Raw genomic sequence first — 12,497 nt, 5'->3', positions numbered from 1 at the left:
ATGAGCACCGTGATGAACACCACCAACACACAGGCCGCAAGCCCACCCGATGCCCGCAGCCCCGAATATGTGCAGTGGCTCGCACAGATCCAGCGCCGCAAGCTGCTGATCACGGCAAGCCGCATCGGCGTGCTGGCCGTCTTTCTGGCCGTCTGGGAGGTATTGGCGCGCACCCAGGTCATCAACCCCATGCTGACCAGTTACCCATCCGCGGTGCTTCCCACGCTGGTGGATTTGTTCAAGACCGGCGACCTGACAGGACACACCTGGATCACCTTCAAGGCCACCATCATCGGCTTTGCCGTCAGCATGGTACTGGGCGTGCTGATCGCAGCCCTGCTGTGGTGGAGCGGCTTTCTGAAAAAGGTGCTGGACCCCTTCCTCGTGATTGCCAACGCCATGCCCAAGATCGCCTTCGTGCCCATCTTCTACATCTGGCTGGGCTCCGAATACTCGGTGTACGGCATGGCCGTCGCCATCTCGCTCTTCATCACGATCATGGTGGTGTACGAAGGCTTTCAGGCCATCGACCCCAACAAGATCAAACTGGCCACCACCCTGGGCGCCAGCAAGATGCAGGTGATGCGCTATGTCGTCTTCCCCGGCAGCGTGCCTGCCGTGATCGCGGCCATCAAGATGAACATCGGCCTGTCGCTGATCGGTGTGATCGTGGGCGAGTTCCAGTCCTCCAGCGCCGGCCTTGGCTTTCTCATCGTCAACGGCAGCCAGGTCTTCAAGCTCAACATCGTGATGGCCGCCATCGTGGTGCTAGCCATGCTGTCCGCCGTCATGTACCTGGCCGTCACCCGCCTGGAAAAGGCCGTGCAGCACCGTTACGCATAAAAAACAGAAACCGCGAGGACCTATGCAATTTGAACCATGGATCGTGGAGCGTGTGAAGGCACGCCAGGGCGTGCTCCACCCCTACGACACGCTCGATGCCGCCACAACCGCCTTTGTCGTGGTCGATCTGCAGAAATACTATACGCAGCCCGGTTTTCAGGGCGAATGCGCCCCGGCACGCGGCATTTTTGACAACGTCAACAAGCTGGCCGCCGCCATGCGCGCACACGGCGGCAAAGTGGTATGGATCAAGACCAATGCGGACGGTGCCGACCAGTTCTGGTCGCACCACCACAGGCACATGCTCACCCCCGAGCGCAGTGCCCGGCGTCTGCTGGAGCTGAGCGCCAGCCACGAAGGCTTCGAAATGCCAGACACGCTGGATGTGCAGGAAAGCGACCTCATCGTCGTCAAGCGCTGCTACAGCGCACTGGCACCGGGCGCGTCCGAGCTGGATGCAGTGCTCAAGGCCCATGGCATCCGCACCGTGTTGATCGGCGGCACCGTCACCAACGTGTGCTGCGAATCCACCGCGCGCGATGCCATGATGCTGGACTACGCCACCATCATGGTCGACGATGCCCTGGCCGCCGTCACGCCGTACGAGCACGAGCACTCGCTCAACAACTGGATGCTCTTCTTTGGCGATGTGCTCACCGTGGATGAGGTGGTTGAACGCCTGCGTTGATCCGTGGGTTTACGTGCCTGGGCGGCAGCAAACCAATCCGTTTTCTAGCGTTCCGATCCCGGCGCCAGCCCCCTGCCCTGCAACACGGGCACCTGGGCCAGCCGCTCGCGCGCAAACTCCACGAAGGCCCGCACCTTGGCAGGTGCGCGGCGCCCGGCGGGGTAGACGATGTGTACCGGCACCGGCGGCGGCTCATGCGCCGCCAGCACAACGCGCAGGCGGCCCGCCTGCAGGGCTGCAGCCGCTTGGTAGGCCAGGCAGCGCGTGAGGCCCAGGCCCGCCTCGGCCGCTGCAATGTCCACCTCATTGCTGTTGCTGATCCAGCAGATCTGCGGCTGGGCGCTTACGCCATCCTTGAACGCCCACGGCGCCACGGCCCGTGCGTCGCGCGAGATGCCGATGGCCCTGTGGCTGGACAGCTCTCCCGGATGGCGCGGCTCCCCGTACCGCGCCAGATAAGCGGGCGATGCCACCACGAGCCTGCGCAGCGCCCCGACGGGTAAAGCCGTGAGCCCGGAATCGGGAAGATGGGCGATGCGCACCGCTACGTCCATGCCTTCATCGAGCAGGTTGACCAGCCAGTTGACGAACAGCGTACGTGCCTGAACTCGCGGATGCGCCGCCAGAAAATCCTGCACGATGGGCGCCACATGGCAGATGCCAAACATCTGTGGCGCAGTGATCGACAGTTGTCCCTGCACCTGGGCCTGCGCACCGCGCACGGCCTGCTCAGCTTCGTGCAGATCGGCCAGAACCGGGCGGCAATCGCCCAGAAAGCGCTCGCCCGCCTCGGTCAACCGCACCACCCGGGTGCTGCGCTGCAGCAGCAGCACGCCCAGCCGAGCCTCCAGCGTGGCAATGGCCCGCGTGATGGCCGCCGGTGAGCGCCCCAGGCTGCGTGCAGCCGGCGCAAAGCCACCGGCCTCGGCAACGGCTACGAAGCAGCGCAGGGTATCGAGGTGATCCATTATTTCGCCATCTGCAATTTTGAAGTTCTCAATATCTCCATTTACGCCAGTTCATGCAATAGCTAAGGTGAGCGTTTCATCTACTGCCCCATGAAAGAAGCTTCGCCATGGCACCCACCCAGCCCCTCAAACTCTATCGCCTCGCCCTGTCAGGCCATTGCCACCGCGTGGAACTGCTGCTGTCCATGTTGGACCTGCCCTATGAAACGCTGGACGTGAATCTGCTCCAGGGCGAGAACCGGAGCGCCGGCTTTCTGGCGCTCAATCCACTCGGGCAGGTGCCCGTCCTCGTGGATGGTGACCTTGTGCTGTCCGACAGCAATGCCATTCTGGTTTATCTGGCGCAGCGCCATGCCCCCGGCAGCCACTGGATGCCGCAAGACCCGGTGGGCCAGGCCCAACTGCAGCGCTGGTTCAGTCTGGCAGCGGGCATGCTCGGCCCGGGCATTGCCGGGCCACGGTTTGCAGCCATCACCGGCAAGCCGGTGAGCGAGGCGGCCCAGGCCACCGGACGACGGCTGCTGGATTTCATGGAAGGCGAATTGCAGGGCCGCAACTGGCTGATGGATGGCGCCGAGCCCAGCCTCGCAGACCTTGCCCTGGTAGGCTACACCTCGCAGGCAGGTATCGGCGGCCTGCCGCTCACCACCTACCCGCGCATCACTGCATGGGTCGCTCGCGTGCAGGCCTTGCGCGGCTATGTGCCGCTGTCCGACCGGTTTGCGGAGGCTGCATGACCGTGCCCGCCCCAGAAGCCTTTCACGCGGGCGAGCAGGCCTTGCAGACCCGCGTGGGCGTGCGCGAGCGCATGGCTGCTGCTGGCCCTATGTTGCTGCGCGACCATATGCCCGACCAGCACCGCGAGCTGTTCGAGAAACTGCCCACGCTGCTGCTGGCTGCGCTGGATGCCACAGGCCAGCCCTGGGCCACGATGGTGGCCGGTGCGCCCGGCTTGGTACAGACCCCCGACATGCGCCGCATGCAGGTAAGAACCCAGCCTGACATCGCCGATCCGGTGCTCGCCCGTCTGACCCCAGGCAGCCCGGTGGGCGTGCTGGGACTGGAGCCGCACACACGCAGGCGCAACCGGATGAACGGCCGGGTTGCGGCGTTCGACAATGAGGGGCTCGCCATCGACGTGGTGCAAAGCTTTGGCAACTGCCCCAAATACATCCAGGCCCGTGAGCCGCTTGCGCCATCGCAGATACTGCCACTGCGCCCTTCTGCGCCGCAGCCTTTGGGCCCCGCGCTTGACGCTGCCGCACTGGCATTGCTGGCACGCAGCGACACATTGTTCATCGCCAGCGCCTCGGCCGCCCGGCCTGGCCTTGCGCAATCCGACGGCGTAGACATGTCGCACCGCGGGGGCGAGCCCGGCTTTGTGCGGGTGGCGCATACCGGCGGTGGCATCACTCTCAGCATGCCGGACTACCCTGGCAACCAGTTCTTCAACACCCTGGGCAACCTTGCGCAGCACCCGCTGGCAGGCTTGCTCTTCGTGGACTATGACAATGGCGGCCTGCTGCATGTGGCGGCCGAGGCAGAGCTGCTGTGGGACGCTGCCGCCTGCGCGCCCTGGCCGGGCGCCCTGCGGGCGCTTCGCTTCAAGGTATTGGCGGGGCTGTGGCGCCCGCATGCCCTGCCCCTGCGCTGGACGGCGCCTGTAGCCGCGCCCCAGTTTCGGGTAATGCGCGAGCGGGCTGCCGCAACCGCCCCCTGACGATCTGCCTGGAGGAAGAAACCTGGAGAAAGAAAAGCAAAGCCTGGGAGCAGAACGCTCCCAGGCTTTCACGTTCAGCGGCCAGCAGTTGGCGGCGAACTGCGGACGGGGCAACTACAGGCGATCAGCTGCGGGCAGCAAGCTGCGCACCGCTCTCCCAGCCCCCGCCCAACGCGCGGATGAGCGCCACCGTGGCGGTGTACTGGGCGGTGCGCACCTGCAGCGCCTGGCGCCGGTTGCGCAGCTCGTTGCGGCGCGCATCCAAAAGCTCCAGCTGGCTCACCAGGCCATTGCGGTAGCGCACATCCGACAGATGCGTGGCCCGCTCGGACGACTGCACGGCCTGCCCCAGCACCTGCGACTGGCCAGCGAGCAGGCGCAGCGCACTAAGCTGGTCCTCCACCTCCCGGAAAGCGGCTAGCACCTGCCCGCGCTGGGCAGCCACCGCAACCTCCAGCCGCGCGCGGGCGCCCTCTTCCTGCGCGGCGCGCTGGCCACCATCAAAAATGGGCAGCGAGAGCAAGGCGCCAATGCCCCATGACCGTGCCGACCACTTGAACAGATCGCCCAACTCTGGCGAGGCGTAACCGCCATTTCCCGTGAGCGTGATGGCCGGGAACCATGCCGCCTGCGCCACCCCCACCCGCGCCTGGGCCGCCAGCACCGATGCCTGGGCAGCCGATACGTCGGGGCGGCGTGCCAGCACCGTGGCGGGCACGCCCGCCGGAATCACCGGAAGCGTCGCTTCGCCCTGCGGCGATGCCAGCGTGAAGCCCGTGGCCACATCGCCCACCAACACCGCCAGTGCATGCGTAAGCGTGGCCTGCTGGCGCTCCAGCGCCAACGCTTCGGCCTCGGTGGCAGAGACCTCGGTCTTCATGCGCGCCACATCCAGCTCGGCCGCATCGCCTGCCCGAAAGCGCCGCTCAATCAGGTTCAGCGTCTCACGGTAGGCTGTCAGGCTCTGCTCGACCAACTGGCGCTCGGTCTGCAGCGAGCGCAGTTGCAGATAGGTCTGCGCCACATCGGCCTGCACCATGAGGCGCGTGCTCTGCAGCAGCGCCTCGCGCGCAGTGGCATCTGCGCGTGCTGCATCGCTTGCGCCCGAGAGGCGGCCAAACAGGTCTGCCTCGTACGAAAAATTGAGCCCAGCAGTGACCAGTGTGGCAGGCTGCATGCCATTGGCGGTGTTGGCACCCGCCTGGCGCACTGCGCCGCCCGAGGCGCCCACCTGGGGCTGACGCTGCGCGTCGGCCGAGCGCAGCAGCGCGCGGGCTTCTGCGAGGCGGGCTGCTGCAGTCTGCACATCAGTGTTGGCCTCGCCCGCGCGCTCCACCAGGGCGCTGAGTGCGGGGTCGGAAAACGCCAGCCACCATGCACCGCGCGGCTGAGCCTCTGCCGGTGCGGCCGTCGTCCAGCCTGCTGCCGCAGCGCTTTTCTGCTCACTGAAGCTTGCGGGCACAGCCACGCCAGCGTGCTCTGCCACGGTGGGCGGCGCGCTTGCGCAGCCCGCCAGCACCAGGGCCGCCATCAGTGCGCTCAAGGGCACAGCCAGGGATCGGATGCGTTGCATTGCTTTCATATCGTTATCCATTCGTCAATTGCATTCATTCGTCATGAGCGCGCGGTGCGGCAAGCACGGGCAGCGCCGATGCGCCATGGCCAGGCTCGCTGATCGGCGCAACATGGCTGCCATGCTGCTGCAGCGGCCGATTACCGGCCAGGCGGCGCAGCACCACGTAGAACACGGGAGTCAGGAACAGGCCGAACGCGGTCACGCCGATCATTCCGCTGAACACGGCAATGCCCATGGCGCTGCGCATTTCAGAACCAGCGCCGGTGGACAACACCAGTGGCAGCACGCCCATGATGAAAGCCATCGAGGTCATCAGAATCGGCCGCAGGCGCAGGCGGCTCGCCTCAATGGCGGCCTGCACCGGCGTGCGCCCTGAAAACTCCAGCTCCCGGGCGAACTCGACGATCAGGATCGCGTTCTTGGCAGACAGCCCCACCAGCACGATGAGCCCGATCTGCGTGAACACGTTGTTGTCGCCATGCGTAAGCCATACGCCGGTCATCGCCGCCAGCAGGCCCATGGGCACGATAAGGATGATGGCAATCGGCAACGTAAGGCTTTCATACTGCGCAGCCAGCACCAGGAATACCAGCAAAATGGCGATCGGGAACACCAGCACCGCCGAATTGCCTGCCAGGATTTCCTGGTAGGTCAGCTCCGTCCACTCAAAGCCGATGCCTGGCGGCAGCGTCTCGGCTGCCACCCGCTCTACCGCTGCGCGTGCCTGCCCCGACGAGAAGCCAGGCGCGGGCCCGCCATTCACATCGGCAGCCAGAAACCCGTTGTAGCGCATGGTGCGCTCGGGGCCAAAGCTGGCGTCCAGCTTCATCAGCGCCGACAGCGGCACCATCTCGCCCGTCATCGAACGCACCTTGAGCTGACCCACGTCCTCGGGCCGCGCGCGGAATGCCGCATCGGCCTGCACGCGCACGCTGTAGGTGCGGCCAAACTCATTGAAATCGTTCGCATACAAGCTGCCCAGGTAGATCTGCAGCGTCTCGAAAATGTCCGTCACCGGCACACCCAGCTGGCGCGCCTTGGTGCGGTCAATATCAGCGTAGAGCTGGGGCACGTTGACCTGCCAGCTGGTAAAGAGACCTGCCAGCTCCGGTGTCTGGTACGCCTTGGCCATGAAGGCCTTCACGGCGGCATCCATGCCTGCGTAGCCCAGCGAGCCACGGTCTTCGATCTGCAGCTTGAAGCCCCCCGTGGTGCCCAGGCCCGCAACTGGTGGCGGCGGAAACATGGCGATGAAGGCGTCCTGAATCTCGCCAAAGGCCTGGTTGAGCTGCCCCGCGACAGCGCCGCCGCTCTGGTCCGCGCGTGTGCGCTCGGCAAAGGGCTTGAGCGTCACGAACACGATGCCTGCGTTGGAGCTGTTGGTGAAGCCGTTGATCGACAGGCCCGGGAAGGCAATCGCATCCTCCACGTTCGGGTTCTTCTTGACGATCTCGCCCATGCGGCGGATCACGTTGTCGGTACGGTCCAGCGTTGCACCATCGGGCAGCTGCGCAAAACCGACGAGGTACTGCTTGTCCTGCATCGGCACGAAGCCGCCGGGCACCAGGTGGAACAGGCCCCAGGTCGCGCCCACCAGCGCCAGGTACACCACGAGCATGCCAGCCTTGTGACCGATCACGCGGCGCACGCCGCCGCTGTAGGCTTCCGAGCCTCGGTGGAACACCGCATTGAAGCGCTTGAAGAAGCCGCCCAGCACACGGTCCATGCCGCGCGTGAGCGCATCCTTGGGCTCATGGTGGCCCTTGAGCAGCAATGCGCTCAGCGCTGGCGACAGCGTCAGCGAGTTGATGGCAGAGATCACTGTGGAGATGGCGATGGTGACCGCAAACTGGCGGTAGAACTGCCCTGTAAGGCCGCTGATGAAAGCAAGCGGCACAAACACAGCCACCAGCACCAGCGCAATGGCGATGATGGGGCCCGAGACCTCGCGCATGGCGCGGTAGGTGGCCTCGCGTGGTGTCAGCCCCGCTTCAATGTTCCGCTCCACGTTCTCCACCACCACGATGGCGTCATCCACCACGATACCAATGGCCAGCACCAGACCAAACAGCGAGAGCGCATTGATCGAGAAACCCAGCAGGTGCAGCACGGCAAACGTGCCCACTACCGACACCGGCACCGCCAGCAACGGAATGATGGAGGCGCGCCAGGTCTGCAGGAACAGGATCACCACGATCACCACGAGCGCAATCGCTTCGAGCAGCGTATGGATCACCGACTCGATGGAAGCGCGTACAAACTGCGTGGGATCGTAGGCGATGCGGAATTCCACGCCCTCAGGCATGAGCTGGGCCAACTCGGCCATGGTCTTGCGCACGTTGTCCGAGATTTCCAGCGCGTTCGATCCGGGCGCCTGGAACACACCCATGCCCACGGCCGGGTCGTTGTTGAGCAGCGAGCGCAACGAGTAATCGGCAGCCCCCAGCTCCAGCCGGGCAATATCGCGCAGCCGCGTCACAGCGCCATCTGCACCAGTCTTGACGATGATGTCGCCAAACTCCTCGGGACTGGAGAGGCGCCCCTGCGCGTTGATCGACATCTGGGTGTCCACGCCGGGCAACCCGGGCGATGCGCCCACCACGCCAGCGGCCGCCTGCACATTCTGGTTGCGGATGGCAGACACCACATCGCTGGCAGACAGGCCGCGCTGCGCTACCTTCTGCGGATCGAGCCAGGCGCGCATCGAATAATCACCGCCACCAAAGATCTGCACCTGCCCCACGCCGGGAATACGTGCCAGCCGGTCTTTCACATTGAGCACGGCGTAATTGCGCAGGTAATCAATGTCATAGCGGCCATTGGGCGAGACCATGTGCACCACCATGGTGAGGTCCGGCGCGCTCTTGACCGTGGTCACGCCCAGGCGGCGCACTTCCTCGGGCAGGCGCGGCTCGGCCTGCGAGACACGGTTCTGCACCAGTTGCTGGGCCTTGTCGGGGTCGGTGCCGAGCTTGAAGGTGACGGTGAGCGTCATCACACCATCGGTCGTGGCCTGGCTGCCCATGTAGAGCATGTCTTCCACACCATTGATGGATTCTTCCAGTGGCGTGGCCACGGTTTCGGCGATCACCTTGGGGCTGGCACCCGGGTACTGCGCGCGCACCACCACCGAAGGCGGCGCAACTTCGGGGTACTCCGAGATCGGCAGTGTTCGCATGGCGATGAGGCCCGCGAGAAAGATGAGCACCGACAGTACGCCCGCAAAGATCGGGCGGTCGATGAAAAATCGGGAGAGGTTCATGATGTCGGGGGAGGTAGAGGTTCTCAGGCCGCTGGCTGCTTGGTAGCAGTACGGCTGTCGGCCAGCTCGGCCTTGGCGTCCATGGGCACGTCCTGCGGTGCGACGACAACGCCCGGACGCACGCGCTGCAGGCCGTTGACGACGATGCGCTCACCCGCCTTGAGGCCGGTGGTGACCACGCGCAGGCCATCGACCGGCGCGCCCAACTGCACTTCGCGGTACTCGGCCTTGTTGCCGTCGCCAATCACCAGCACGAACTTTTTGCTCTGGTCCGTGCCCACGGCGCGCTCGTTGATGAGCACGGCCTGGGTGCTCTGCGGCTGGCCCATGCGGATGCGGGCAAACTGCCCGGCCATCAAAGTGCCATCAGCGTTGCCGAACACCGCACGCACGCGCACCGTGCCGCTTTTCGCATCGACCTGGTTGTCAATCAGCTGCAGGTGGCCGGTATAGGGCGTCGCGCCGTTCACGCCCACGCCCATCTGCACCGGAATGGTTTCGATCATCGCGCGGGCGCTGCGGCCCTTGCGGGTGTCCTCCAGGCCCTGCAAGGCATTGGCCACGATCTGCTCATCCACGTCGAAGCTGGCGTACATCGGGTCCACCGACACCAAGGTGGTCAGCACGGGGGCTCCAGCGCCCGAGCTCACGAGATTGCCGACGGTGATCTCGATGCGCCCCACCCGCCCGCTGACCGGCGCCTTGACCTGCGTGTAACCCAGGTTCAGCCTGGCCGTCTGCAGCGCAGCCTGGGCAGCGCGCAGGTTCGCATCGGCTTCGCGCTGGGCATTCACGCGTTCGTCGTATTCCTTCTGCGCGATGGCGCGCTCATCCCACAGGCGCGTGGCCCGCTCGGATTCGCTTTGCGTATAGGCCATGCGCGCCCTGGCGGCAACGACCTGCGCCTCGGCGCGATCGACTTCGGCCGCGTAGGGCGCCGGGTCTACGGTAAAGAGCAGATCGCCCGCCTTTACCAAGGCGCCTTCCTTGAAGTGCACAGCCTGCACGGCGCCCGATACGCGTGGACGCACATCCACGCGCTGCACGGCTTCGAGGCGGCCGGAGAATTCGTTCCACAGCGTCACATCCTGCTGCAGAACCTGCGCCACGGAAACCGGCACCGCTGGAGGAACTGCCTGTTGCGCGGGCGCCTCAGCGTGTGATGGCTGCAGGCCCAGGACGGCGCCAGCCGTGGCCGAAATGGCTGCGGCAACGCCAGCAGCGGCCCACCAGCGGCGGCGGAGGGAAGGTTTGGAGTTGTCGTTCATGGCTATGTCTTCAGGTTCAATGGATGGATGCAGGAAAAAACTTCTCTGCGACAGGCAAAGCTCACCCCTTCCAGCACTCAGGCCAGGAATCGAATGAGGATCAAAAAAAACGAAAAAAGCGCGCTTTTGCTTTCTCCGACCTATGGATGGTGGGGCCGGATCAAGGCAGCGGTCTCAGCACGGCACGGTCAGCTCACAGCCGACATCGCGTTGTCTCGAAGAATTTGTGCAGCTGCTCCTGCATCTGCACAGCACAGGGACAAGGTTCGGGTGGAGGCTCCACCAGGGCATCTGGCCACTGGCCAGCGCCTTCGAACACATGCTGGAAGACGGTCAATCCGGCAGCTTCCAGACGCTGGGCGTAGCCCAGGGCCTCGTCGCGCATGGGATCGTCCCCGCCCACCAGAATCAGCGTCGGCGGCAGCCCCGCGAGGCGATGCGCCCTGGCTGGCACGGCATAAGGATGCAGGGCATCATGCGAGCCGCCCAGGTACTGACACCACCCCGAAGCCCATTTGCATTCGACCGAATCGCCTTGCGCAGCACGCTGTGAAGGCGTGGCAGCACAGGGGTCAAGCATGGGCGAGATGAGAATCTGGCCTGCCAGCGGCGGGTGCAACTGGTCGCGCGCCATCATGCAGACGCCAGCGGCCAGATTGGCCCCCGCCTCCTCGCCAGCCAGATAGAGCGGAGCACCCTTGCCTGCCAGCTTGGCGCGCTGCTTGTAGGCCCACTGAAGCACCGCATAACCCAGCTCCAGCGGACGAGGAAACGGATGCTCCGGGGCCAGCGGATAGGCCACCGACACCACGCAGGCACCAGCAGTTGCCAGAGAATTGCCCACGGTGCTGCCGTTGTCCAGGTCACCCGTCACAAAAGCGCCACCATGAAAATGCACCACCAGCGGAGAGACCTCTCCCCGCTTCTTGCTGCCATACATGCGCACGCTCGCCTCCATGCCGCCAGCCACCTCAATGGTGGTGTCGGTATGGGAGCTGGTGGATGGAGCAGGTTTTTTGGTGTTCAACATGGCTTCTCCGGACGAGGCCGGCCGATGAGATGAGAATGTAGCGGCACGCATTGGCGGCATAAACCCCGCAAACGCGGCCACACTGTTTCCAATTCTTGAATAATGACAGCCCAAACGGTGTGTGAGAATCCCGCATCCTCGGCGAGCCCGAGATTCCGCGAGGACAAGGAGATCCCATGGATCAGATTCAGGCCATGCGTATTTTCGCGCGGGTTGTGGAAGCCGGCACTTTCACGCGGGCTGCCGATTCGCTGCAGGTGCCCAAAGCCAGTGTGACCAAGAACGTACAGGCGTTGGAAGAGCGCCTGCGCGTGAAGCTGCTCAACCGTACCACGCGCCGCGTCACGGTCACAGCCGACGGTGCGGCCTACTATGACCGCGCGGTACGCCTGCTGGCGGATTTCGACGACCTGGAGGCCAGCGTGAGCCAGGCGCGCACCACGCCGCGCGGGCGCCTGCGCGTGGACGTGGGAACCTCGGTGGCGCGCCTGCTCATCATTCCGCACCTGGCCGAGTTCCAGTCGCGCTACCCCGAAATCCAGATGGATCTGGGCGTGAGCGACCGCACCGTGGATCTCATCAGTGACAGCGTGGACTGCGTGATCCGCGGAGGCGAGCTGGCCGACCAATCACTCGTGGCGCGCCGCATCGGCAACCTGGATTTCATCACCGTTGCCGCCCCGCAATACCTGGAGCGCCATGGCATTCCCCGGCATCCCCGCGATCTGGAGACCGGCCATCGCAACGTGATTTACTTCTCGCCAGTATCGGCGCGGCGCTATCCGCTGGAATTCCATAAGGATGGCGAAGTGATCGAGATCGCCGGCCCCGCGCATTTGTGCGTCAACGAGAGCAATGCCTATATCTTCTCGCTGCTGGCGGGCCAGGGCATCGGCCAGGCCAGCCGATTCCAGATCAACGAACACCTGAAAACCGGCCAGTTGCAGCAGGTGCTGGAAGACTGGAAGCACCCGCTGCTGCCGGTCTACGTCGTCTACCCGCCCAACTCCCACCTCAGCGCCAAGGTGCGCGCCTTTGTGGACTGGGTGGTCGATCTGTTCGCAAGAAACCCGCTGCTGCAGGGCCAGAGCAGCCTGTAGAGCGTATTTACCAACGATCCAGGCCTGCAGCCGGAGCACGCC

General features: G+C 64.9%; 10 protein-coding genes. 5 read left to right on the top strand and 5 right to left on the bottom strand.

The genetic code is table 11. The features are described from left to right. The first annotated feature begins 12 nt into the window (after positions 1-12). Both HNP33_RS11620 and HNP33_RS11615 read left to right on the top strand, forming a co-directional pair. Complete coding sequence (locus HNP33_RS11620; RefSeq protein ID WP_184708650.1) at positions 13-843, top strand: ABC transporter permease; 831 nt, start codon at positions 13-15, stop codon at positions 841-843. A gap of 22 nt (positions 844-865) precedes the next feature. After that, positions 866-1,531 carry an isochorismatase family cysteine hydrolase gene (locus HNP33_RS11615; RefSeq protein WP_184708652.1) on the top strand — a complete coding sequence of 222 codons (666 nt, stop codon included), beginning with the start codon at positions 866-868 and terminating at the stop codon, positions 1,529-1,531. A gap of 44 nt (positions 1,532-1,575) precedes the next feature. Here the strand turns inward: HNP33_RS11615 and HNP33_RS11610 are convergent, their stop codons facing one another. Then, positions 1,576-2,499: a LysR family transcriptional regulator gene (locus HNP33_RS11610; RefSeq protein ID WP_184708654.1), complete on the bottom strand. Its 924-nt coding sequence runs from the start codon at positions 2,497-2,499 to the stop codon at positions 1,576-1,578. Positions 2,500-2,606: 107 nt separating this feature from the next. Here HNP33_RS11610 and HNP33_RS11605 point away from each other — a divergent pair, with 107 nt between their 5' ends. After that, a complete protein-coding gene (locus HNP33_RS11605) occupies positions 2,607-3,236 on the top strand; it encodes a glutathione S-transferase family protein (protein ID WP_184708656.1) in 630 nt (209 codons plus the stop codon). After that, on the top strand, positions 3,233-4,219 hold the full coding sequence (locus tag HNP33_RS11600) for a pyridoxamine 5'-phosphate oxidase family protein (protein ID WP_184708658.1): 987 nt from the start codon (positions 3,233-3,235) through the stop codon (positions 4,217-4,219). The genes HNP33_RS11605 and HNP33_RS11600 overlap by 4 nt, the downstream gene beginning before the upstream one ends. 124 nt (positions 4,220-4,343) lie before the next feature. Here the strand turns inward: HNP33_RS11600 and HNP33_RS11595 are convergent, their stop codons facing one another. The 4 genes from HNP33_RS11595 to HNP33_RS11580 all read right to left on the bottom strand — a co-directional run bounded on the left by HNP33_RS11595 (position 4,344) and on the right by HNP33_RS11580 (position 11,355). Continuing rightward, positions 4,344-5,813, bottom strand: a complete 1,470-nt coding sequence (locus HNP33_RS11595) for an efflux transporter outer membrane subunit (RefSeq protein ID WP_184708660.1) — start codon at positions 5,811-5,813, stop codon at positions 4,344-4,346. Between the two features lie 13 nt (positions 5,814-5,826). Further along, the gene (locus HNP33_RS11590) at positions 5,827-9,057 is read right to left on the bottom strand and encodes an efflux RND transporter permease subunit (RefSeq protein ID WP_184708662.1); all 3,231 of its coding nucleotides are present in this window, start codon (positions 9,055-9,057) and stop codon (positions 5,827-5,829) included. Positions 9,058-9,080: 23 nt separating this feature from the next. Next, positions 9,081-10,325, bottom strand: a complete 1,245-nt coding sequence (locus HNP33_RS11585; RefSeq protein WP_184708664.1) for an efflux RND transporter periplasmic adaptor subunit — start codon at positions 10,323-10,325, stop codon at positions 9,081-9,083. Between the two features lie 193 nt (positions 10,326-10,518). Continuing rightward, the gene (locus HNP33_RS11580) at positions 10,519-11,355 is read right to left on the bottom strand and encodes an alpha/beta hydrolase (protein ID WP_184708666.1); all 837 of its coding nucleotides are present in this window, start codon (positions 11,353-11,355) and stop codon (positions 10,519-10,521) included. Between the two features lie 176 nt (positions 11,356-11,531). On the opposite strand from HNP33_RS11580, the gene HNP33_RS11575 reads away from it, so the two are divergent. Then, on the top strand, positions 11,532-12,455 hold the full coding sequence (locus tag HNP33_RS11575; RefSeq protein WP_184708668.1) for a LysR family transcriptional regulator: 924 nt from the start codon (positions 11,532-11,534) through the stop codon (positions 12,453-12,455). The last annotated feature ends 42 nt before the right edge of the window (positions 12,456-12,497 follow it).

The organism is Comamonas odontotermitis (assembly GCF_014207855.1).
In the GTDB taxonomy this organism is placed as follows: Bacteria; Pseudomonadota; Gammaproteobacteria; order Burkholderiales; family Burkholderiaceae_C; genus Comamonas; species Comamonas odontotermitis_A.
The sequence above is the reverse complement of the archived record's forward strand: the minus strand, read 5'-3'. Positions and strand labels throughout refer to the sequence as shown.